21 protein-coding genes and 1 pseudogene are annotated in these 22,362 nt (G+C 37.8%); 16 read left to right on the top strand and 6 right to left on the bottom strand.

All coding sequences use genetic code 11. The features are described 5' to 3' along the window. Window positions 1-6 precede the first annotated feature (6 nt). The 3 genes from HWV02_RS08960 to HWV02_RS08970 all read right to left on the bottom strand — a co-directional run bounded on the left by HWV02_RS08960 (window position 7) and on the right by HWV02_RS08970 (window position 3,269). Window positions 7-930, bottom strand: a complete 924-nt coding sequence (locus tag HWV02_RS08960; protein ID WP_211690241.1) for a ketopantoate reductase family protein — start codon at window positions 928-930, stop codon at window positions 7-9. Between the two features lie 141 nt (window positions 931-1,071). After that, on the bottom strand, window positions 1,072-2,382 hold the full coding sequence (locus tag HWV02_RS08965) for a GGDEF domain-containing protein (protein WP_211690249.1): 1,311 nt from the start codon (window positions 2,380-2,382) through the stop codon (window positions 1,072-1,074). Then, a complete protein-coding gene (locus tag HWV02_RS08970) occupies window positions 2,379-3,269 on the bottom strand; it encodes a TIGR02285 family protein (RefSeq protein ID WP_211679350.1) in 891 nt (296 codons plus the stop codon). Before HWV02_RS08970 ends, HWV02_RS08965 begins: the two co-directional genes overlap by 4 nt. Before the next feature lie 608 nt (window positions 3,270-3,877). Here HWV02_RS08970 and HWV02_RS08975 point away from each other — a divergent pair. Together HWV02_RS08975 and HWV02_RS08980 are read left to right on the top strand one after the other, a co-directional pair. Next, complete coding sequence (locus tag HWV02_RS08975; RefSeq protein ID WP_211690251.1) at window positions 3,878-4,222, top strand: hypothetical protein; 345 nt, start codon at window positions 3,878-3,880, stop codon at window positions 4,220-4,222. 115 nt (window positions 4,223-4,337) lie between these two features. Beyond that, complete coding sequence (locus HWV02_RS08980) at window positions 4,338-4,703, top strand: hypothetical protein (RefSeq protein ID WP_211690252.1); 366 nt, start codon at window positions 4,338-4,340, stop codon at window positions 4,701-4,703. Window positions 4,704-5,047: 344 nt separating this feature from the next. On the opposite strand, the gene HWV02_RS08985 is transcribed toward HWV02_RS08980, so the two are convergent. Then, window positions 5,048-5,959 (bottom strand): LysR substrate-binding domain-containing protein, encoded by a 912-nt coding sequence (locus HWV02_RS08985; RefSeq protein ID WP_211690254.1) that lies wholly within the window; start codon window positions 5,957-5,959, stop codon window positions 5,048-5,050. Window positions 5,960-6,091: 132 nt separating this feature from the next. Here HWV02_RS08985 and HWV02_RS08990 point away from each other — a divergent pair, with 132 nt between their 5' ends. Continuing rightward, on the top strand, window positions 6,092-6,256 hold the full coding sequence (locus tag HWV02_RS08990; RefSeq protein WP_211675002.1) for a hypothetical protein: 165 nt from the start codon (window positions 6,092-6,094) through the stop codon (window positions 6,254-6,256). Window positions 6,257-6,305: 49 nt separating this feature from the next. On the opposite strand, the gene HWV02_RS08995 is transcribed toward HWV02_RS08990, so the two are convergent. After that, a complete protein-coding gene (locus HWV02_RS08995; protein ID WP_211690256.1) occupies window positions 6,306-6,599 on the bottom strand; it encodes a hypothetical protein in 294 nt (97 codons plus the stop codon). A gap of 282 nt (window positions 6,600-6,881) precedes the next feature. Here HWV02_RS08995 and HWV02_RS09000 point away from each other — a divergent pair, with 282 nt between their 5' ends. The 6 genes from HWV02_RS09000 to HWV02_RS09025 all read left to right on the top strand — a co-directional run bounded on the left by HWV02_RS09000 (window position 6,882) and on the right by HWV02_RS09025 (window position 12,632). Further along, window positions 6,882-7,529 (top strand): PEP-CTERM sorting domain-containing protein, encoded by a 648-nt coding sequence (locus HWV02_RS09000; RefSeq protein WP_211690258.1) that lies wholly within the window; start codon window positions 6,882-6,884, stop codon window positions 7,527-7,529. Between the two features lie 313 nt (window positions 7,530-7,842). Further along, window positions 7,843-8,031: a hypothetical protein gene (locus HWV02_RS09005; protein ID WP_211690260.1), complete on the top strand. Its 189-nt coding sequence runs from the start codon at window positions 7,843-7,845 to the stop codon at window positions 8,029-8,031. 64 nt (window positions 8,032-8,095) lie between these two features. Then, window positions 8,096-8,377, top strand: coding sequence for a DUF2913 family protein (locus tag HWV02_RS09010; protein WP_211690262.1), 282 nt, complete (start codon window positions 8,096-8,098; stop codon window positions 8,375-8,377). 580 nt (window positions 8,378-8,957) lie between these two features. Beyond that, window positions 8,958-9,824, top strand: coding sequence for a hypothetical protein (locus HWV02_RS09015; RefSeq protein WP_211690264.1), 867 nt, complete (start codon window positions 8,958-8,960; stop codon window positions 9,822-9,824). A gap of 378 nt (window positions 9,825-10,202) precedes the next feature. Then, window positions 10,203-11,084 (top strand): LysR family transcriptional regulator, encoded by an 882-nt coding sequence (locus tag HWV02_RS09020; RefSeq protein ID WP_255550630.1) that lies wholly within the window; start codon window positions 10,203-10,205, stop codon window positions 11,082-11,084. 138 nt (window positions 11,085-11,222) lie between these two features. Then, window positions 11,223-12,632: an alanine dehydrogenase gene (locus HWV02_RS09025; RefSeq protein ID WP_211690267.1), complete on the top strand. Its 1,410-nt coding sequence runs from the start codon at window positions 11,223-11,225 to the stop codon at window positions 12,630-12,632. Window positions 12,633-12,709: 77 nt separating this feature from the next. Here the strand turns inward: HWV02_RS09025 and HWV02_RS09030 are convergent, their stop codons facing one another. Next, window positions 12,710-14,554 carry a M3 family metallopeptidase gene (locus tag HWV02_RS09030; RefSeq protein ID WP_211690269.1) on the bottom strand — a complete coding sequence of 615 codons (1,845 nt, stop codon included), beginning with the start codon at window positions 14,552-14,554 and terminating at the stop codon, window positions 12,710-12,712. 324 nt (window positions 14,555-14,878) lie between these two features. Between HWV02_RS09030 and HWV02_RS09035 the strand changes: the two genes are divergently transcribed. From HWV02_RS09035 to HWV02_RS22815, 7 genes and pseudogenes are all read left to right on the top strand, one after another. After that, the gene (locus HWV02_RS09035) at window positions 14,879-15,892 is read left to right on the top strand and encodes a hypothetical protein (RefSeq protein WP_211679357.1); all 1,014 of its coding nucleotides are present in this window, start codon (window positions 14,879-14,881) and stop codon (window positions 15,890-15,892) included. Between the two features lie 299 nt (window positions 15,893-16,191). Continuing rightward, the gene (locus tag HWV02_RS09040) at window positions 16,192-18,435 is read left to right on the top strand and encodes a peptidase U32 family protein (RefSeq protein ID WP_211690271.1); all 2,244 of its coding nucleotides are present in this window, start codon (window positions 16,192-16,194) and stop codon (window positions 18,433-18,435) included. A 550-nt stretch (window positions 18,436-18,985) separates the two neighbouring features. Continuing rightward, window positions 18,986-20,155: a glycosyltransferase gene (locus HWV02_RS09045; RefSeq protein ID WP_211690273.1), complete on the top strand. Its 1,170-nt coding sequence runs from the start codon at window positions 18,986-18,988 to the stop codon at window positions 20,153-20,155. Continuing rightward, on the top strand, window positions 20,145-21,158 hold the full coding sequence (locus HWV02_RS09050; protein ID WP_211679362.1) for a glycosyltransferase: 1,014 nt from the start codon (window positions 20,145-20,147) through the stop codon (window positions 21,156-21,158). The genes HWV02_RS09045 and HWV02_RS09050 overlap by 11 nt, the downstream gene beginning before the upstream one ends. Beyond that, a complete protein-coding gene (locus tag HWV02_RS09055) occupies window positions 21,151-22,017 on the top strand; it encodes a glycosyltransferase (RefSeq protein WP_211690275.1) in 867 nt (288 codons plus the stop codon). Before HWV02_RS09050 ends, HWV02_RS09055 begins: the two co-directional genes overlap by 8 nt. Next, complete coding sequence (locus HWV02_RS22810; RefSeq protein WP_255550631.1) at window positions 22,010-22,141, top strand: hypothetical protein; 132 nt, start codon at window positions 22,010-22,012, stop codon at window positions 22,139-22,141. The genes HWV02_RS09055 and HWV02_RS22810 overlap by 8 nt, the downstream gene beginning before the upstream one ends. Next, window positions 22,117-22,347 (top strand): annotated as a pseudogene (locus HWV02_RS22815) (hypothetical protein); the annotation flags it as partial. The gene HWV02_RS22810 and the pseudogene HWV02_RS22815, both read left to right, overlap by 25 nt. Window positions 22,348-22,362: the final 15 nt, after the last annotated feature.

The following is a 22,362-nucleotide window of genomic DNA, read 5'->3' on the forward strand; positions in this document are numbered from 1 at the left end:
GCTATGCTATGACAAGTTTTCGCCTTGCAATATATTGTTGATATGCTGGCAAACTTGGTGACCTAGAATGAACGGCACATTGTACTGATTAGCGAGTTTTTGAGACGCTTTGAAAATCTCCTCAAACTCTACTTGCCTGCCGTTGTCGGAATCTTCTTTCATGCTGAAGTACGCATTCTCATACAATGGTGCGTCAAGTAGTGAGATAAGCTTATAGATGGGGAATGTAGGTGCAGGGAGGTTAAGGGCATTGAAAAGTGGTAAGAACTCCTGCTCAATTTCTAGCATTAACTCGCGACATTTCGGGTTAGTGGCTAAGCCTCGCATATCCGAATCATAGAGGAAAGACGCGGCGTTTGCGGCAAAGCTGATCAATAATTTGGGTAGCCTCACATGGTAACTACTTGATTCTCGCTCAACATCATTAAAGATATTATTTAATAAATAATCTAAATAAGAACTCGGCTGACCTTGATAAACGGCGTAGATACAATCTATTAATTGATTGTGCAAAGTCACTTGATAAGGGCTTGTAGTGTAGCTGGCCTTCAAGTGGGTGATAGCGCTGACGATTGCGTTGTTTGGGGCGAGGCCTTGAGCTAATTTTTCATCTTCGCCAATACCATTTTGAAGTAGAACAATCGTTTTGTGTTTCCACGTTTTCGTTTGTTCAAGCAAAGTGCTGTTATCGTACGCTTTGGTAGTAATAAAGACGATTTCACCGAAAACATCTTCCAAGTTGTAAGAGATGGTATCGGCGTAACCAACGAGTGGTTCGGACATCGAACTAGAAGTAAGAAGAACCTGCTTATCTTTCCTAAGAGAATAGGTACGGTAGACCCATTGGATTTGAATGTCCGGTAAAGATGATAATCGGGCTGCAATAAAGCCACCAAGGCTTCCTAACCCTATAATACTCACTTTAAGCACGCTCTACTCCTTTCTTTAATTGTTGGTAGTGAAAACGCTACTAAGTCATATAATTCATCATCTTAAATGAAATCGTTAATATGCGGTCCCTGCTAGACATGTCAGGTAATTTACCATGACAGCAGCTGAACCTAACAGAGACTAATTAGCGATTTCCAAACGATTACGTCCAAGTTCTTTAGCTTTATAAAGTGCCATATCAGCGGTATTAATTAAGGCATTTATGTCATAATTGCAATGAATAGGGGCTACGGATAAACCAATGCTGACGGATATTTTCACGCTTTTATCTGCATGGGTAAATACCATATCGTTAAGGTTACGGCATAGGCGCTCACCCAATGCTTGAGCATCTTTAGGTGATATTTCACTTAACAGAATAACGAATTCCTCACCACCATAACGAGCTAAAATATCATCTTTGCGGATAATCGATGAAAAACACTCAGCAACGCCCTGTAATACTTTATCTCCCATAGCATGCCCAAAATTGTCATTCACCTGTTTAAAGTGATCGATGTCGCACATCATGACTGCGACAGAGTGTTGATCACGTTGCATTTGATGAAGTCTTTTTGTACCTATTTCAAAAAGAAAGCGTCTATTGTAAAGACCAGTTAAAGGATCGGTTGTTGCCAATAAATTTAGTTTATTATTCATATCTCGTAATTCTACAGTACGCTCTTTGACCATAAAATCTAGTGTGTCATTTTGATTAATTAGCTCTTGTTCTGCACGCTTGTGTTTGTTTTGCACATCTTTTAGACGTACTAATAACTGGTTCAACAAACTAGTGATTACACCCAGCTCGTTTTTACTATGCAAATTACCAACTACTAATTTTTTAGTTGGGTTATTCGGATCTATTTCGTTGACTTGGCAACCTAAATTCATTAATGGACGGGTCAAGGTATAATAAAATAGAATCAATAAGCAGATACTAAGAATCATATTTTGAAATAAACTTCCGATAATAGTACGAAAAGCTCGTTGAAAAAATTTTTCGGCAACAAGGTAATTATCCAAGTGCACTTCAATATTTCCTATCTCAATTTTGCTTCCCGGATAGGTGAGTGGTACGACAATTGGAGTGTCACAATTGAATAGCAGCTCTGAAAGCCCTGATAAATATGATTGGTAGGGGGCTCGTTCGATTTTATAAAGGTATGTACCTAAATCATCAATAATATACACATGTTGAAATAACTCATATTCAGATAAACCTTTCGCTACCTTTTCTGCCAATAATGGATCAATATTAAACACGGCCTGAGCCGCTTGGTAGCGCATTGCATTAACCATTTTTTCTGCATGTTTTCTAGTGCTCACTTGTTCGTCAAGCAGATCAAGCGTAATGGTTGCAGAGGCAAAGAACAGTCCTAAAATGAAGGTGACGGAAAGCGTGTAGATCGTTTGATTAAACCAAATGTGGTCTCGTAATCTTAATTTCATGTTGGTAGGTTAATTTTATCTGAGTTTAAAAAATCACTATAAAATTTTCGGTAACGTATTTTTGAATCGTCATCCAAAAAATATTCATAGAAACTTCTAAAGTCATCGCGTTTTACCGCTTTAACCAGCAAAGTGTTAATCTTTTTTATAACAGCCTCACCCCAAGGTGTCTTAGAGCAGCCAATATAACCGATCGTATAATCTTTAATTTCACTGATTGGCAGTTGGGCTATATCATCAGATACACCGATGGCGCGCCCATGGAATTGACTTTCAACAGGTTGAGCAAACATGGCGTCTATATTCCCTTTAATTAACATTCTCAATAAGCCTTTTGGACCTTCATTACCGACCCTTTCGATCATGCTCTCAGATCCTTTATATTTATCTAGAAGAGCATCGATCGGTTTGGTATAAGAACGACCATTTGAATAGCCAAGACGCATCCCGCCAGATTGAATTATTTTTTCAAGGGATACACGTCCTAATTTATCTTTAAAATCATTAAATTTTGGTAAATCATTTTTACGTACGACAAGACTGTTGGGTAACAGCAGTCGTGCAGGTTTGCTAAAAATAATAAATTTTTCACGTTCAGGAGTTTTAAGTAAAGTAACTGAACAAGCATTTAACCCCTTTTTCATATCACGCAACGTGCGTTTAAACGGTGAGATTAGTACCTGAGAGTCAAAATCTTCCATTCGATTAATCAGGTAACTTTCAATCTGGTCTGAATATCCTTTTCCAGAATAAGGTCCATGAACAATGCTTAAAGGTGGGAATTCTGGTTTGTACCATGTAATAGTTTTATTTGTATTTGCTGATACCTGACCCACATATAAAAAAATAACGATAAAGCAGATATAATTTATTTTATAAATTGTCATTTAACCCTTCTTTTCATCTTCTGAATCTGTACTTTCTAATATATCTTTTCGAATACTAATTTTTAACGGTTCTTGCTTCTTATCTCATATAGTATGCGTAGTGGTATTAAGCCTCTAATTTGTTGTCAAATCCGATATACCACTAGCATTACTCTGCTACATCCTTCGCTGAAGAGAGGTTATTGGTTTTAATACTTTTAATAAAAAATACATATGGAGTTACGATCATAAAAATAGCCAATAATGCATAGAAATGGAAAGGCATGGAGGCTTCTTTGGATAATTAGCATCGTGAAATAGTGCTAAGGTCTAAGCAAATAAGTAATTATTAAAACAAAAATTAATTGTAATAAAAATGTTTTATTTGTAAGTATTTGTAACTGTTAATCCCTTACTCGTGATTTTTTATTTCGAGATGAAATCGTCCTTGAGTGGTCTATCTGAATATATAGTTGATAACGCACATAGCGGTATTAAATATTTTGATTCTAACCGACGCACCGCACATCCTCAATATAAGCGAGCTCAATAAATAATTTGTGTGTGTCCATGCCAATAAAAACTATGTTATGTTTACTCATGCAAGTCATTATGCTCATGAGTATTATATGAAAATAATCATCTGCATTGCAGTTATTGCATTCTCCGCATTTTCTTCATCGGCGGACTACGACAAGATATATGAAGGTAAATATTACTGGGGCCCAGAGGTAAATAGCTTCACTTTATGTGGAGGGAAACCATCATACTGGGTCAGCTTTAATTGGGCCGGGATTGATATGCAGGAGCACTACAAAAAGAATCGCACAAAGCCTTATCAAGGAATGTATCTCAAATTTAGAGGCCATTTACTTGATGAAGTGGTAGATGGGTTTGCTGATGACTACGATGGATTAATACACATTAGTGAAGTAAAAGAATATTCATTTGAGTTACCTGAAACGTGCAAGTAACTCATAACAAGTTATTAAAACAGGACAAAAAACAGTTGGTGTTTGCTCCTTCGTCGCTTATTTGAACCAACTGATATTTTCCCATTATTTGGGTGTTAAGTGAGGAAAACATACTATGTATATCCGTTTTGCTGTTGGAACCGAAAGCGAAGACCCAAGGGAAATGCATGGCCCTTTTACTGAAGTTGAGCATCTAAGAGAAGAGGGTTTACTCGCGCCATATGAGGAGGAACTGGTTGTGGCAATATTTGAAAAATTTAATCATGAACTGCCTTGCCCTCCATGGACATCAAGGAATTGGCCTGAAGATGCTATTTCATGGTTCAAAGTTACAGCACAAATTTTCGTATCTCAGATGTATAACTTGATCACAATTTTGAAGGAACATGGAATACAAGTTCGGGTTTTAAAGTGCCAAAGATTATTCAAAGTATTTTACGAAGACGAATTTCAGGTTGTTGCGCTAGACAAAAGGTTTTAAGCGTAACTTTCACCTAACAGGGTACCAATTGGCTACAAATTTTCAGCTCCTTCGTCGCTCATTTAGCCATTCCTTACAAATGGTTACACAGTAAAGCTATGTTTTATATGTTTTATTTAGTACTTTCATATCGAAAGTACTAGAGGTAAGGGGTTATAATGTCATTCTTATTTAAAATGTTTAAGAAGAAACGTACATCCGTTGATTTAAGTGAAAAGTTAAAATACGCGATGCTTGAAAATCCAAGTAGATAAAAATTCGAAAGGCCTCTTAACTAGAGGCTTTTTGGATTTAGGGATAAAGTCCTTCATATGGGAGCTTGATGTGGTTTAATTCTATAGTGGTTAGCCTTGCTCATAATCCGCCATTTCTTGTTTTATCCAGTCAGTAAATACTTTAATTCTTGCTCTTTTGGCTGAATTTGGATCAAAAATAAGAAAACGGTAACATACGGTAGGATGTTTTATATCAAAAGGCATAACAAGCAACCCATTTTCTAAATATTGTGAAAAGAGTGCCTTTGATGTGAGTGCTACACCATGACCAGCTAATACCGCATTTAACGCCAAGTCACTAGATGATACTTCGCTCCACATTTTATGTTTCTGAAAATCCTTAATTTTAGCTTCGACAAACCAATCAGGCCAGTCAATGCTTGCTTTTGTTATTTTGATTAACCAGCAATTTAAAATATCTTTAGGCTCTTTTAATTGCATTTGCTTGGCAAGTTTTGGTGAACAAACCGGATATGCATTGTCTTGACCAAATGGAACATAAGTTAAATTGTCGGGGATTTTGATGTTCTCGTTCTCACTAAAACGAATAGCTAAATCAATATGATTTTGTTGCAAATCTTCAATATCGCTAGAGCTTACAATCTTAATGCTTATTTCTGGGTGTAATATCGAGAACTTATACAAACGAGGCATTAGCCAAAAAGATGAAAAGCCCTGTGTTGAAGTAATAGTCATATTCCCTTCAATTGCTTCACATTGAATATCATTAAATCCTTGTATTAGGGTAGACAATGCTTGTTGAGTTGAGCAATAAAGCTTTTCACCGCTTTGCGTTAACTTCATTTTACGACCAGTACGGATAAACAACTTAACCTCTATCGCGTTTTCTAACTGTCTAATTTGCTGACTAACTGCCGCTTGTGAAACAAATAATTCTTCAGCGGCTTTACTGTAACTTTGGTGACGTGCGGCGCTTTCAAAAGTTCTTAAGGCATTTAAATGTTTAAGTCTGGCATCCATATTTTTTCTCTATTCTTTTTTCCAATCAGAACTACTATAAGTTTTCCTTATATTAGTTGTTAGTTCTTATCGTTGGTTTTTAGTTTCCTTAATAGACAAAATATACCAACAAACTAATACGAGGGTACAGGAATGACATTATTAACAATAGATAAAACAGTAGAAAATAATGAAACTAAAACAAACCAGAAAATAGAGAACAAGATAAAAAACACTAAACGATTAAATAAACTAGAGAAACGATTAGGTCTTATATCAAATAAGCTAGGGCTATCTTATGCTATTTATACAAAATAGTGATTATGAAAAAATTAGCAATAATAAACATATAAAACGTGGGTGGTTATCATACCTCTACAAATCCATCGATAGAGTAAAATAGTAGGGTTCCAAATATAGTTACGATTACAATGTAGCCAATTAAAATTGCAATCCCATATGATACTGAATGGGGTTGTTTATCTTGGTTTTCTACAACCTTATCTCCATCAAAGGCTTGTACGAAATTGGCTGGAAACTTAGTTGGTAGTGGTTGAATGGACAATTTACCAATACTTAAAATGGAAATGATTAGGCGTCCAATTCTATATGCAAATGGATTACCTAGGATAATAATTATATAAGCAATTACGTCAGCCATTTTGTTCCCTTATCTTTTAGAAGATGTAAGTATCATAACCCTATTTGGTTAATGTAACTGAGAGCAATATCTTGGTTCCACATAATTATCCCTTCATGTTAAGCAGGCCAATCTCAACGAACTACTACAGTCGACTTTTTTTACATTAGGTGATTGGCGCTATTCTTTACGTAATGACAAAATATATTAACTCGATGTTTATAAGGAAATTAACATTTTAGGTAAGGTTCTTGCTTTGATATAACTGGGCTATTTGTCTTTAATGAATATAAGGAAAATAAAATGAAAAAATTAATCGGATTATTTACATTTTTATTTGCTTTTTCAGTCAATGCGGGATTAATTAATGGCAGCTTTGAGGAGCCTGTCATTACTGGTCAGATGCAACTGGTAACCCCTGCAGCAATGCCAGGATGGGAAACAACAGATAGTGCATTTGAAGTGTGGGCAAATGGATTCTTAGGTTTTCCTTCGCATACAGGAAATCAATTTGTTGAATTAAACGCCTATATCGCAGGCACTTTGTCGCAGGTAGTGTCAGGTATAGCAGCCACCAAAGAGATTGGTTGGGAATTCGCACATCGCAGTCGTACTGGCGGTTTAGAAACGATGCGTTTACAAATTACAGACTTGGGTCTTGATAATACCTTTGGGACTTCTGATGATACAGATTTGTTCAACGATACATTCGATGCGGGTATCAATTCTTGGCAAGTGAATTCAGGTTCAGGGATATTTGCTTTGGGTAACGACATTAAATTTGCATACTCCGCTGTCTACGCTGTAGGCGGCATCTCTGTGGGTAACTTACTTGATTCGGCCTCTTTTGGTCTGGGTGTAGGTGGTGCAGTGGTACCTGAACCATCAAGTTTAGCTATCTTCGGCTTAGGTATCTTAGGGCTAGCAATAAGAGCAAGAAAGAGAGCATAGATTGATGGTATTAGATGAGTCCGTTAAGTGATGTCTTACAACAAAACATTAATCGTGTATTAAGACTATTTTAGATCCGGCGACCAGTGTTGACTGCTTAAGGTTGATTTTGAGCTGAGTATTAGAAAAATATGAATTAATTTTTGTTCAGTGCAAATGTTTCTTGAAAAGTATACTACACTGATCGATAATACTCATTAGTAGGTACTGGGGGCTTTTTGATAAATCAGCTTTCATATTTGACTAAATTCTCAGCATTAAATAATAATACAAAGGTCTAAAAATTATATTTAGACGATGAACCGGATGGGTTATGAAAATACAAAATCAAAATCAAAATCAAAATCAAAAGAAAAAAGAATTATTAAGAAATGAATTGGATAGGGATAGGCACTGGGCCAACCTTCATTGCGGTGGCGGCAGTATCTCTGATAGAGACGGAGATGATATGTTAAGAATCATGGCCGCGATGAAAATGTTTAGATGTTCAAGCGTTAATTAACGATTAACGGGCATTAGATGAACACTAGCAGTACGCTTACACCTATTAGGGATTTGATTTAAACATGTCAGACAAAACCGAATTAAAAAATGTAATTGATAATAGCTTGTTACATCTTTACATGAATGTGGCCAACAGCGGAAGATTCGTGACTGTACCAGCAAGAAATAAAATTATTAAAACGTTTTTGACACCAAAATTGAAAATAACAAAACATCGCTTAGTGAAGTCCGAGGTAAAAAAAATAGTCCTCGCTGCTAAATCAAAAACAGGAAATTTGGAAGGGCTATTGGTCAAGATGAGTGACACTCTAGGTAAAGGTGACCAAAAGGACTCAACTTCATAACCTTGTTGCTTTGCTAGAACCTCTTTTTGAGGAACACCGGATTGATTTCAAGTTCACCATAGCGGAACATGAAAACTTTCCTTTTTCTTTAACTAAAATAGAATTTACGGTATACGCAATCACGTACTGTTCTATATCTATTTGTCAATTAATTAGCCTGTGTTCACCATAATTTAATCTCTCCAACCTGCGTTATTAATGCCATTATCCTTATTATTTTTGCCTTTCGGCTAGGTCGTTCGTGTAGTTTAGTCGGTTACCATGCTGATATTCGTGGATAGCCTACCTTACTACTTTTTTAAATAACCTCGGTAACTTAAGTGGTGTGGCGCACAAAAATGTAAACTATAAAGTGATTTATATATGTAGTTATTATCTATACGGTTCTGTATAAATACAGGTGTTTTATATGCCCAAATAATAGGGAATACAAATTTAATACTAAAAGTCGTGTAGTGCATTGTTATTATTGGTTATTTAATTTATAACACATTTAGTGTCGGTTGCTTTTGGCAACTAGAAAGAGTCTTTTTAGCGCGGTACTATAGTTTAAAATTCCATTAATTAAAGGATGAATGAAATGGACGTTATGATTAGAAAAACAATCGCCTTATTTATGTTGGCTTTTTTATGTTCATGTTCGGTTTTGGAGCTTAAGCCTGAGCTAGTAAGCATTCAGCCCGAAGTGAAACAGTTCGTGTTTATTGAAAAATTACCTTCAGGTAGAACGATCTCCGATGAAAAAATATATAATAAGATTATTGAACAGATAAGAAAAAAATCGAAAATTGGGGCGTTATCAACATCCCATACAACAGGTGAACTATATGAGTTGAGTGGACTGAGTGTAGAACGGGATGGTAATACCATAAACCTTTCTTATATAAATGGAAACTTTCATACCAGTGAGAATGTAACTCACAAAACTGAGATAGTTGCAAAATACAGAGTTGATATCGAATCGAAACAAGGAAAGAAGTTTGTAACTCTATATACCCCAAGCGAAATAAACTTACGTCCAGGGAGAGATATACTTTATATACCTATAAACCCTTTATTGAGTAACGCTCAAGTAGTTTCAGATATTAAGAAAATTAATATGGAGTTATCGCCTATCTTTAAGGATACCAAGAAATACACTGGCGAGGTGAATGTTCAATATAACGACGAATCTGTTTATGCAAACTTTACAAGGTTGTTGGGAAAGTATAAAAACGTGTCTGATAATATCAAAAAGTATGATATAGAGAAAGGTAAGCTTTTTTCTATTGGTGAAAAGGGTAAAGAATTCTCTGTGAAAATATCTGTATTTCCATACCGGAATGGTTCAAAAGTTAATTATGAATTCCACACTCCTTATGTGGTAACAAATGATGGCACGACCACTTTTGATGATGATAAGGTTCAAGGATATATCGCAAAAATAAAAGGTATTGCGAATGATTAATTTAACAAACGGCTAAATTAGGACAAGATATAGTTGGCATCATCACTTCGTTTCAATTTTGGCCAACTATATTTTACCTGCTAACAGTCTATTATTTAAATTCGTACATTCTTAAGCCCGAATACATAGGTACTGCCCCTAACATGCAGTGCCGATGATAATTAAGATCACTTTCTCTTACTTTCACAGAGCGCTGAAATAAACGTATTAACCCCGCAATTCCCACAATCACAAATTCAAAGTATAGGGCGCGCCTTGATAACCCACTTCCTTCAACTAAAGCTTTTATCACTATAAATAGGACCACTTATGCTAGATTAGGTCTTACTAGGATTGAATGTTCACTTCAATAGCGATATTGCGAAAGGGTAGGTAGTGATGGACTGGATAATATGTGTGCGTACTTATATCAAAGTGGTAGAAGAAGGTAGCTTTAACGGTGCTGCTTATCAGCTTAATACCACGGGGTCTGCAATCAGCAAGCGTATAAACTGGTTAGAAGAGAAAGTGGGTGTGCAGTTACTTAAGCGAACTACGCGATCGCTTGATCAAACAGAAGCTGGTCAGTTATTTTACCAGCGGTCACGATTACAACTTGATCAGTGGATGTCGCTGGTGGACGAAGCGCGTTCGGTAAACCAAACGCCGACTGGGATATTAAAGATTGGCGCGACAACGGCGGTAGGCTCTAAATTTATCATCAAGTACTTAAATGACTTCTTACTGATGTATCCAAAAATAAAAATACAATTACTGACCACATCACCAGGACAAATGCCCGAGACTTATGTCGATGTTTTTATTAGCCGTGATTTGGAACAGCTAAATTCGCATAATTATAAAGCCATTGAGCTGTTTAAAAATGACGCCCAATTTTTTGCCTCACCAGACTATCTCGAGGAATATGGTAAGCCTGAAACCATTGATGATCTTGAATCTCATAACATGCTCATTTGGGGCGAAAGGCCAATACGAGACGTGAAGCTATCGACTGGTAATCGCATTACTTTGCGGGGGAATTTTGCCACCACCAACCCTGAGGCTTTATTTTATGGCGCTAAGTGCGGTATGGGTATCTTACTCGCCAGTCAAAAGATGCTTGAAGATTTAATTGAGGTGGGTGAACTGGTCCGAGTATTACCTGATGTAACGGTCGATCACGGCGCTGTGTGTGCTTATTATCCAACCCTTGATTATGAACATACTCGTACGCAGTTATTTATCAAATACCTAAAAGAGCGAATACATCTAAAGGGGTAGTATTTCGGTTGTTCCTGCTGTGTTGCAGTGTTAAAAGTTGCATAAATATGTTTTTGTGGTTTTTTGATGTTGAGACTTTTGAGTCGTTAATTTTTCATGCTACTAATATTCCTTTGTTGTATTAGGGAATATACATTTATGTTAGATAATTCAGCACGTTATTCATCCATCGCACTGGCTAAAGAAATTGAGTCTCCTGAGAATCCAGAAGGGCTAGAGAAGCGCGTTGCTTTGATACCGAGTGATGTAGGTCTGCTTGTTCAAGCGGGTATTAAAGTTTATGTTGAGACTGGTGCTGGCGACGGTGTCGGTTTTAGTGATGAAGAATATTTAGCAAATAACGCGATAATGCAAACTGCGGAACAAATTTATGTGAATAAATCACTAATTATTAAATTTAAAGGCCCAGCTATCGCTTCTGTAGAGCAAATGAGTGAAGGCTGTACGTTGTTCTGCATGGCTCATTTTCATTCCTACCCAGGTCGCGCTGAATTACTGAAATGTAAACGTATTAACGTTATTGCGATGGAAGAAATACATGAGTCACCTAAGTATGAACCTGATCATAAGATCCTTGCTCGTGTAGCGATGAATTCCGCATTAACCCCTTTTATCAATGCGCAAAGTATCGGTGATTTACAAGTCAGAGTTATTGGTTGGAGTGAACGATTACGAGGAGGTATCAAGCGAGCTGGAAATCGTTCACCGCGTTCATTACGGGTCATTCAACCGACACTTTCATATGATGAACTCGATGCTGTTGGCCCTAATGCGCTGTATTTCTTTGACAGTCAGACTTTTAACGATCAACAAGACATATTGCTACAGCTACACAATGCGGGTACTCATCTTTTTGATGTGACTGAATTTGAACGTGAGTATGGACAACAAGCAATGTCAGCTTACCGAGACAGCCATCCACCACTCGAATTTGGCTTACGTCGTATTCAGTGTTTGCACGAAACAGGTCAAGCCGGTGCCAGATATGGGTTGTCATTGTTAAAAGAATATAAACCGTCTGTGGATGTCGCCAGTATAAAAGCGGTGATCCTTGGTTATGGTAATGTCGGGCAGGGTGCTTTAGATGAATTACATCAACAAGGTGTCAAACATATCCATGTATTAGGTCGCGCTCAAACAGCCAAAGATAATATAGGTTATTGGTTGCAGGGGGCTGATATCGTGATTAATGGTGCTGAACAGTCACCTGAGCTTAGAGGCAAGAATTTCTTAATCAGCAGCCAGCATGTGAAAGAATTAATACCTGACAATTCTGTTGTTATTGATTTAGTGGGGGGGAGTGCGACTAACCGTAGTCCGGTAGAACCTGTGGTTAGCTGTAGTTTCTTGACTCAGCCTTATTTTATTCAAGACGGTGTTTTGATCTCATCTTTATGGGGTTGGCCAATGATGGGCATGATGCGTGAAACAGCAGTTCGCTATTCAGGACAAATTACCGATGTATTGATTGGTCGTGAGAAATTGATTGATGGGCTTGATAAGTTAACGCCGGGTGTGAAACGCGCTTTGGTTTGTGGGCCATTTTAGTTATTTTCAAGATGCTAGGTTATGACTATCCGCCCTGTTTGAGGACGGATAGAATACTTAATTACCTCACGGTATAACTAACAGTCACTTCCGTAACGTTGCGTAATATAAGTTTCAAAGTTATCGCATAATTGACCATCAGAAATATGATTGTCAGCGATCGTCTCTGCACCATCAACAATACTGATTTTTGCGTTTAATGCAGCTGGTTGAACTCGAGTTCTTTTTTGCGCAGCTTCGATTTTTGCTTGTTCTTGTAGCCAAGCCTGCTCACTGGTTTTATTACAGGTTTCAGCAAGGTAAGTTGCAGAGAAACCTTCGCCAGTTAAGCTACGTAAGGTTGCATCGTGACTAATGCTGTTACCCGGCTTCCAGTAATGCTCAGCCAGTAACGGACCAATTGCTGGATTATCGGTTAGGTAGCCAAATTTCTCGATAAAGTAAGCACGAGTTTGATATACCGCCATATGCGCAAGTAGGTAACCTTGGTAAGAACAAGCGGCTTCTTGCGATAGCAAATGAGGAACAGCGAGTAATGGTCGTGGACTTGCTGCTAGGCCAAGAATACGTTGTTCAGTATCACGGGCTAGCGTTGTTATGTATTCAGGTGTTAACACGTCTTCATCAGCGCTATACACTGCCCATTCAAAATAAGGCACCACTAAGATACTGCGTTCTTGATAAGCTTTAAACGGTTGTGTTGCTGCAATCAATGCTTGGATAACCTCGTCTGGTACTACTTCACCATCAGCATTATAAGCATATTGCTTTAACCAGTCACCGTCGTTTAACAAGCTATCGCAGAACATAGATTGCGTTTCTGCATACGCCATTGATGTCGGTGCAAACTCTTGTGAGAAACACGGCGAGTTTAGTTTAATATTGGCAAAGTGAGCCGCATGGCCTCCTTCATGGAACAAGGTATTGATGCCATCATAACCGCTGCCGACTTGGTCAGGCTTCGCGTTACTGGTGAAATTGATTTTACCGGCTTGCCATTGATCTTCTGCATAAAACGACGGAATAGGACCGTGGCAGAAACCATTTTGATATTTACCAGGGCGGTCTAATAAATCGAGGGTCATGTCGGCTTGTGAATAATCGATATTTAGACGACCGAATGATTCAATCCAACGACGTAATGATTTTGAGAATGGCACGTAAGGGTCAAGTTGACGAGCCGCATCGCCAGCATACATAAAGCTAAAGTTATGGCCTTGAACCGCGCTGTCGCCTTTAGTATCTGCTAAATTTTGGATACTGCTTTGGTTTTGTTCACGTGTACGTAATTCAAAGTCATCTAAAATAGTGAACAGTTGCTCTGGAGTCATCTGCTCGGTTTTATTGACTTTGTAATCAAAGAAGTTACGGAAGCCTTGCTGACGAGCAAAGTCATTACGTTGTTTAACAAGGTCAATGTAGCCGTTATTTAGCACCCATTGTTCAAGGTCTAATAACGCTTGGTGTGCTGATTGTCGAACACTCTCATTATTACTGGTGCGAATATTCGCGGCTAGCACGGTTAAAGATGCTTGCTGCTTATCCCCGTTTTCATCATTGCAATACATTAGGTAATCTTGACGCTTGGAAAATAACGTCGATTCACTGCGAATGAGGGCGGCCATTTTATCTCTGCCTTCTGCGCTTTCAATTGCATTGGCATCAAAAAAGGCTAACCAACCTTTGAGTCCTTGTACCAGCTCATCATCATCGGTTAGCTGTAATAGTACGTCAAGGTTACTGCGTGTTGCTTGAATGTGACTTGGGTCTGAGATAAAAGCACTGAGTTTAGCTTCTGCAGCTGCAAAACCGTCATGGTCATCGCTGGTGCCCATGTAAGTTTGCCAAAATAGATCTTCTTTACGGCGGTGTAGTGCTAAATAATCATCATTGAGTTGATTAAAATAATCTTGTGGGTTCAAAACATCTCCTTGTAAAACAGCGTATCACGGTGATAGTGCGTGAAAGGCACTTAATGAATACATTCGCTGATTTCATGCCATAGTTATTATTTTCGAAAGAGGATACTCGTCAAAAATTAGATAAATTAAGTAGATAATACGCCTACATTCATATGCTGCGCTTTACCTTGCATCACACTTTAGCTAAATTGATTGCTGGAACTTGTATTTACTACTTGTTTTCTGGAATTATTTGATTCATTTCTTGTCTCGTATAAGCAAAGCCAATACACTTTAGTACTTTAATAAGTAATATATATCATTAATAACACTTTTAGGACCACTATGTATACAGATGAAGACCTTAATAATGCGGTAGATAAAGGCATTTTTACTGCGTCGTCCGTTGACGAGTTTCGACGTGACCAGTTGTTATCCAAGCGCGTGACAATTGCAGATGAAGAAAATATCCGTTTAATTGGTGGGTTTAACGATATTTTTATTGTTATTGCTTGTGCGTTGTTATTATTCTCATCACTGTGGGTGGTTAAATCGATAGATCCGCGTTTAGGTTTAGCTACTTTTGCCGCGTTATCGTGGGCGCTTGCGGAATTCTTTGTTCTGAAAAGAAAAATGGCCTTTCCTGCTATTATGTTATTACTCGCCTTTATTGGTGGTGTGTTTAAGTTATCAATAGAAGTATTTGCACCTCTGGGTGAGCAAGCAATGGTAGTTGCTACTGGCGCGTCTGTTATTGCAGCTTTTTGTCACTGGCGTCGCTTCAATGTGCCAATTACGATTGCAGCGGGTACTGCTGCAATGATCGGCTTTATCGTGTCTTCATTCATATCAACATTTACGACGGCTGAAACGATCAATGTATTAACGGATTGGATACTGGTTGTGATATTTACCTGTGGTATTTTAACTTTCTTGTTTGCTATGTATTGGGACTCTTCTGATCGTGAACGTGTTACTAACCGTACTGATACTGCATTCTGGTTACATTTATTATCAGCACCTTTGATTATTCACCCGATATTTTTAAGTGTTGGTATTTTGAATGGCGATGAAAGTATCAGTAGTATCGCGATTATTATTGCCTTGTACTTATTGATGTCACTGGTTTCTATTATTATCGACCGCCGTGCCTTTATGGTGTCATCACTGGTATATGTATTGTATGCATTATCAAGCTTAATGAGTATGTATGGCGACGTAGGTACTAATTTTGCTATTACTGGTGTTGCGATAGGGGCGGCATTATTACTGTTATCAGCATTATGGCATCCTGTTCGTGGCATGATCGTAACGGTATTGCCTAGCGCGGTAAAACAATTAGTACCTGATTCAAAGTAGCTTTTAGTTGCGTTGCGTTCAGTTTTATCGATGATGGTGAGTTAATGACTTAACTCACCATATTTTAGTTATCGGTATCGATAATTAATGGTACAAAAGCATACCCTGGATGTTAGTGGTAATACTCAATCTCACCTTGCGCTATTTTTACTACATTATAGGCACTATTTAGCCCTGTAATGAGCATGTAGAAACCTTGATCTAGATCAATACCCCCGAATTCATAGCATTGACCTGCATATACAGGTAGAATGCCCCCTCAAAAAATTACAATAAAAGCAATAAGTGGGTTATTTCGCATGAGTAGAAAAATAGAATTATTGGCACCGGGTGGTGATGTAGAAGCGATTAAAGCGGCGATTGTAGCTGGTGCAAATGCTGTCTACTGTGGTTTGGATATGTTCAATGCCCGTAACCGTGCGTCCAATCTTTCATTTGATGAGCTAAATGGCGTATTACGACTTGCACACGAACACAGCTGTGAAGTCTTTTTAACCCTTAACGTCGTGATCTTAGAACACGAAGTTGTTAGCTTAGTGCGCCTGCTTAATAAACTGGTTAACAGTGGTATTGATGGCATCATTGTGCAAGACTTAGGTGTTTTCAATATTGTTAAAAAGCATTTTCCAACGTTAGATATTCATGCTTCTACTCAATTAACAACGCATAACGAAGGTCAGATCTTATTCTTACAGAAAATTGGTGCAACGCGCGTTAATTTATCTCGTGAGCTGAACCTTGGTGAAATTAAACAACTAACGACAGTTGCGCATGACCATGATGTACTCACTGAAGTATTCGTGCATGGTGCACTATGTATCGCGTTCTCTGGCCAATGTTACTCAAGCTCAGTAAGTGTGGGTAACTCAGGTAACCGTGGTCGCTGTAGTCAAGCATGTCGTGATGAATACGAAGTGACTGCAGAAGGTCATCGCTTCCCGCTTAACTTGAAAGACAACTCAGCATACTATGACTTACCTCAACTGGTCGATGCTGGTGTTGATTCATTAAAAGTAGAAGGGCGTATTAAAGGCGCACACTATGTTTATACGGTTGTAGATACATGGCGTAAACAGATCAATAATTTTGTTGAGTCTGGCAAGTTATTAGCTGACGATGGCAACCTGCATAAAGTGTTTAACCGTAGCTTCACTAACTCATTCTTGCAGGGCGATCTAAACAAGAGAATGTTTACTGATAACCCACGTGATAACAGTGTGAATTACGCGGTAGAAAAAAGCGATGCTATTTCTGTAGTACAAATCCATGATGTTAAGCAAGAACTTTATACTGATAAAAATGCGTTAGGTGCTGAGCTAGCAGAAAAGATTAAAGACCTAAGCATTGATAAGATTGCTTTAACGTTAGCTTTTTCTGCAAAAGAAAATAGCCCGTTAACGGTAAACATTATTGCTGGTAATACGTCGTTTGAAGTGAAAAGTGATTCTTTATTACGTATTGCAGATGAAATTTCAATCACACCAGAAACTGTTGAGAAACGTTTCCGTAGCTTCAATAATGCAACGTTTGATCTTGCGCCAATGAACTTTGACAACTTTGATGCAAATCTAACAGTACCGTTTAAAGAATTAACGGAACTGAAAAATCAAGCGGCGTTTTTATTGAATGGTTCGCGTGATGTGGTTAAACACGTTGATGTACCTGCATTACCTAAGCACCCTAAAATAGAACAAACACCTAAGCTATCACTGCTTATTGCGAACGTAAAAGATTTACACCTTGCTGATGTAACAGATGCTGATATCTACTTTAAGATCCCAGAGAGCTTGAAAAAGAACTGCCCTAAACATATTAAACTATTGCAAGAAAATCCACGCTTAATTCCTTGGTTCCCAGCGGTACTGATTGGTAAAGATTATCTAGAGTCAGTGAAGATCCTTGAAGAAGTGAAACCTAAGCGTATCGTGACGAACAACACTGGTATTGCTTATAAAGCATTTGAAATGGGTATTGAGTGGGTTGCTGGTCCGTTCTTAAACACAACCAACTCACACGCATTAATCACCCTAAAAGAAGAGTTAAACTGTGCTGGTGCGTTTATTTCTAACGAGATCAACCGTGGTCAAATTAGAAACATCACTCGTCCAAAGAACTTTAAAATGTTCTACAGTATTTACCATCCGATTCTGATGATGACAAGTCGTCAATGTTTCTTCCAACAAACGGTTGGCTGTAAGAAACCTGCGATTGAAGATGGTTGCATGCTGAAATGTGAAAAAGCGACAACAATTACCAATGTTAAAGGTATTTCGTTTGCGGTTGATAAACAAAAAGGCGGCTACCCAAGTATTTATAATGACGAGCAGTTCTTAAACTTTGATGCTGTAAATGACTTCTCTCATCTGTTTGATGAATTCTTTATTGATCTCACTAACATCGGTGCAGGCTCTAAAGAAGAGCAAGACAAAGTCGAGCTAATCAAACACTTTGAAGCGTTACTTGCAGGCGATGACGCGTCAAAAGTAGCGTTAAATAACTTAGTACCTGTGGCAACTAATGCACAATATACTCAGGGTTTATAAAAAAGAGTACTCAGGGTTTATAAAAAAGAGTACTCAGGGTTTATAAAAAAGAGTACTCAGGGTTTATAAAAAAGAGTACTCAGGGTTTATAAAAAAGAGTACTCAGGGTTTATAAAAAAGAGTACTCAGGGTTTATAAAAAAGAGTACTCAGGGTTTATAAAAAAGAGTACTCAGGGTTTATAAAAAAGAGTACTCAGGGTTTATAAAAACAGTACTCAGGGTTTATAAAAACAGTACTCAGGGTTTATAAAAAAGAGTACTCAGGGTTTATAAAAACAGTACTCAGGGTTTATAAGAAAAAGTACTCAGGGTTTATAAGCGTTAACGACAAAATATAAGCCCAACAGCTTGAATATTTAATCTAAGCCAAGTATTACTAATTGTATTAAAATACATGCTGTAAAACTTGGCTTTATTTTTATGTACTTAGTAATTTTCAATGTTCTATTACATTTAGAAAGTGGTCAATGTTAGAATTTAACGCCTATAATTCCTGTTTAATGGTGATTATCTGCTGATTTACGGCGGGTTCTGGTAGGTTGTTATGATATGAACATTTTACATATACACTCTGATTACCCCGATGGCCGCAATGATCAAAGCACGCCTGCTGTAAAATCACTATTAGACGCCACCTCTGGCATCTCCAATACCGTATTTGTTATTCATCGTACCCCATGGCCTTGGCAGGTTCGTGTTATTTCGCATAACCCTAAATTATACTCGGTTTATTATTGGGGGTTACCTTTTGGTTTAGCGCTGACTTTATCTTTATTTCTTGCTCGTAATCTTCTTTTTAATCTTATCAAAAAGAAGCAGGTCAAATACCAGCTTATTCATGGTCATAAATTGGCTATTGATGGCACGTTAGGTGCTGCAATCGCGAATCAGATCGGCATTCCGTATTTCCTATCCGTTAGAGGAGGAACGGATGTACGTATTTTACAACGTAAATCCTTTTTACGATCACGTTGGAAAAAGGTCTTAGAAGAGGCGGAACATATATTTTGGGTGAGTTCTTGGGCGAAAAATCCAATTAAAAAAATGCTGAAAAGTACGATTAATACATCGGCAGCTCAATCTAGTTTACTCCCTAATCCCTGTGAAATGAGTCAGCTAGCAGATATCAGTAAGAGGAATCGAGCTGCGTACTTTGTTACCGTGTTTCGTTTTGAGCAATATGAACGAAAAGGAATAATGCCATTACTGGTGGCTATATCTAGACTTAGTGTTGTATATCCAGATATTAGGCTGGATATATATGGCTCAGGGTCTGAAAGCAAGATTAAAATAGTGCAGAGTAAAATCAACGCGTTGTCGTTAAGCGAGAAGGTTACGATTAAAGGCTGCATTGATAATAAGCTTCTGCAACAAAAATTAACAGAATATGCGGCATTTTTATTACCGAGTAAGAATGAGTCTTTTGGCATGGTGTTTGTTGAAGCGCTATTTTCTGGTTTACCTATTTTATATCACGCCAATACCGGTATTGATGGTTATTTGGATGACATTGATGTGGGCATTAAGGTTTGTAATCAAGATATAGATGAGTTAGAGAACAAAGTCGAAGAGTTGATCGTACGACATGAATTTTTTCAAAATCGTATTAAGTGTGCATTTGAAACACATGCATTCGACATTTTCGAGAAGAAAACGGTGGTTAATCATTATCAAAGTTTAGTTGATGGCCTTAATCTGGAGTATCGAAATGCCAAATAGAAAAGTGCTTGTCATTGCATCGGCAGGAGGACACCTTACTCAAGCATTATGCGCTTGTAGCCATGTTAAGGACATTGTATTAGTGACAACGATGTCACTCGGTAACGATGATAAAATTAAGAAAACTTATACTATGTGGTCAACACAAAAAAATGCGTTTATTCACTTTGTAAATATTTTTTATGCCGTGTATGTGCTTTTAAAAGAAAGACCGCGGATAGTATTTACGACGGGGGGGCCACTCGTTTTACCTTTTGCGCTAGTGTGTAAGTTCTTACCTTTAAAATTTGTATATTTAGATACGCTGTCTCGTGTTGTTGAGCTCTCTAATACCGGTAAATTTATTCATAAATATAAGTTATACGATGAATTTATGTCGCAGTGGGAAGGGATAGCTAGAGAATATAACGTGGAATATGAAGGCAAAACATTTGATTTAGCAGGTAAATCAAACAAGGTCATCACACCATTACAGCCGCCTGAAAAACCATTGGTATTAGTGACGATGGGGACAAATACTTATCCTTTTCCACGCTTGATTAAGGCAATGGCCAAGCTTGATATTTACAAAGATCCTAATGTTCGCTGGTTTATTCAAACCGGTGGCTTTGAGGTTGAAGAAAAGCCCGCTAATGGCGAAATTGCAGCGATGATACCGAAGGATAAAATGGATGCCTTGGTAAAAGAGAGCAGTTTGGTGATTAGTCATTGCGGTGTTGGCAGTATCAATCACATGCTTACCTTTCAGAAGCAAGTGGTCTTTGTGCCGAGATTAGCGCGATTTGGCGAGTTTTCTGATGATCACCAATTACAAATTGCGAAAGAGTTATGCAACCCTAATATGAAAGTTGTTTATCCCGATGAATTATTACCTGAATACAGTGTGGCAGAGCTAATTTCAATACCAAGGTATGACAAGGCAATAGATATAACAAATCATACGTTTGCTTCTGTTATCGATAAAAAACTATTCGTTGAGCAAAGGGAAGATTCTTATGGCTAATAAAATATTAATTTCTGTTGTTATTGTTGATTTTTTTAAAGCTGAACGAGTTGTAGATAATGTCGAAAGGGTACTGATTCAGCAAGGTGATTTTGATATAGAAGTGATCGTTATTGATAACTCAATGGATAGCGGCAATCAACAAATACTGTCGCAATATCAAGATACTGATAATGTAACCTTGATTTTTAATCAACGCAATAATGGTTATATCCGAGGTTCTAACCAAGGTGCTGATTTATGCCGGGGTGACTATTTGTTTTTTGTAAACCCGGATATTGAATGGAAATCGGTTACGACACTGGCTGATATTATTGCTATATACCAACGTGATAAAGGTATCGGCATTGTGGGTACTCGACAACTTAATGATGATGGTTCGACCCCTGACACTGTACGGCGTTTTCCTAATTTAATCGCACAGGTGGTACGCAGAACCTCACTTAGAAATTGGCCAATCCTGAAAGGGATCGCTGAGTATTACGAATATGCTGAATTTGACTATTTTAAACCAGCTAATGTGGATTGGATACAGGGATCTTTCATGGCGATCAGTCGTGAAGTTTGGGAACGAATAGGTGGTTTTGACAATCGTTATTTCATCTTTATGGCAGATCCTGATATCTGTTATAAGTGTTGGGAACTTGGGTATAAAGTACATTATGAAAGTGACATCGTCGTCGGTGCTGATGGACTACGTTGCAGTGCTGGTGGCATTTATGATGTATTCAGTAATCGCGTATTACGTTTTCATATTCGAGACGCCTGTATTTATAATTTACAGTATTTATTGAAGCCAAGAATACCTACCGCGCGAAAGTTACAGCGTCAAGGGTCTTCAAGCATTAATTATGAGTAGCATCAATATGAAGATATTAGTGACTGGCGGTGCTGAATCTTATCTTGATCGTTTAATAGAGAGTCCCTGCCGTTTTGTTGAGGAAAATTATCGCGATCTGATATTCGACGTACGATTGATGTGAGTAAAATTAAACGTGAATTAGGCTGGCAACCAGAAGAAACACTTGAGACTGGTATCAGAGAAAAGGTGCCGTGGTATTTAGATAATACAATATGCCTCAATTGCCAAGCGGCCGAAAATGGCATTTTAAATTGCCATAAAATATCACCGATATTTAAACCGTCGGATTGGCGGGGTAAATTACAACATGTGATTAAAAATCAATAGCATAACCGTTCCATT

The organism is Moritella sp. 28 (genome assembly GCF_018219435.1).
Lineage (GTDB): Bacteria > Pseudomonadota > Gammaproteobacteria > Enterobacterales > Moritellaceae > Moritella.

Excerpts from the sequence above, each read along its gene's own strand:
- HWV02_RS09025 (WP_211690267.1), top strand. The coding sequence starts at position 11,223 with ATGTTAGATAATTCAGCACGTTATTCATCCATCGCACTGGCTAAAGAA.
- HWV02_RS09010 (WP_211690262.1), top strand. The coding sequence starts at position 8,096 with ATGTCAGACAAAACCGAATTAAAAAATGTAATTGATAATAGCTTGTTA.
- HWV02_RS08970 (WP_211679350.1), bottom strand. The coding sequence starts at position 3,269 with ATGACAATTTATAAAATAAATTATATCTGCTTTATCGTTATTTTTTTA.
- HWV02_RS09005 (WP_211690260.1), top strand. The coding sequence starts at position 7,843 with ATGAAAATACAAAATCAAAATCAAAATCAAAATCAAAAGAAAAAAGAA.
- HWV02_RS08990 (WP_211675002.1), top strand. The coding sequence starts at position 6,092 with ATGACATTATTAACAATAGATAAAACAGTAGAAAATAATGAAACTAAA.
- HWV02_RS22810 (WP_255550631.1), top strand. The coding sequence starts at position 22,010 with ATGAGTAGCATCAATATGAAGATATTAGTGACTGGCGGTGCTGAATCT.
- HWV02_RS09050 (WP_211679362.1), top strand. The coding sequence starts at position 20,145 with ATGCCAAATAGAAAAGTGCTTGTCATTGCATCGGCAGGAGGACACCTT.
- HWV02_RS08980 (WP_211690252.1), top strand. The coding sequence starts at position 4,338 with ATGTATATCCGTTTTGCTGTTGGAACCGAAAGCGAAGACCCAAGGGAA.
- HWV02_RS09040 (WP_211690271.1), top strand. The coding sequence starts at position 16,192 with ATGAGTAGAAAAATAGAATTATTGGCACCGGGTGGTGATGTAGAAGCG.
- HWV02_RS09020 (WP_255550630.1), top strand. The coding sequence starts at position 10,203 with ATGGACTGGATAATATGTGTGCGTACTTATATCAAAGTGGTAGAAGAA.
- HWV02_RS09045 (WP_211690273.1), top strand. The coding sequence starts at position 18,986 with ATGAACATTTTACATATACACTCTGATTACCCCGATGGCCGCAATGAT.
- HWV02_RS09000 (WP_211690258.1), top strand. The coding sequence starts at position 6,882 with ATGAAAAAATTAATCGGATTATTTACATTTTTATTTGCTTTTTCAGTC.
- HWV02_RS09015 (WP_211690264.1), top strand. The coding sequence starts at position 8,958 with ATGGACGTTATGATTAGAAAAACAATCGCCTTATTTATGTTGGCTTTT.
- HWV02_RS09035 (WP_211679357.1), top strand. The coding sequence starts at position 14,879 with ATGTATACAGATGAAGACCTTAATAATGCGGTAGATAAAGGCATTTTT.
- HWV02_RS08965 (WP_211690249.1), bottom strand. The coding sequence starts at position 2,382 with ATGAAATTAAGATTACGAGACCACATTTGGTTTAATCAAACGATCTAC.
- HWV02_RS08985 (WP_211690254.1), bottom strand. The coding sequence starts at position 5,959 with ATGGATGCCAGACTTAAACATTTAAATGCCTTAAGAACTTTTGAAAGC.
- HWV02_RS08975 (WP_211690251.1), top strand. The coding sequence starts at position 3,878 with ATGAAAATAATCATCTGCATTGCAGTTATTGCATTCTCCGCATTTTCT.
- HWV02_RS09055 (WP_211690275.1), top strand. The coding sequence starts at position 21,151 with ATGGCTAATAAAATATTAATTTCTGTTGTTATTGTTGATTTTTTTAAA.
- HWV02_RS08995 (WP_211690256.1), bottom strand. The coding sequence starts at position 6,599 with ATGGCTGACGTAATTGCTTATATAATTATTATCCTAGGTAATCCATTT.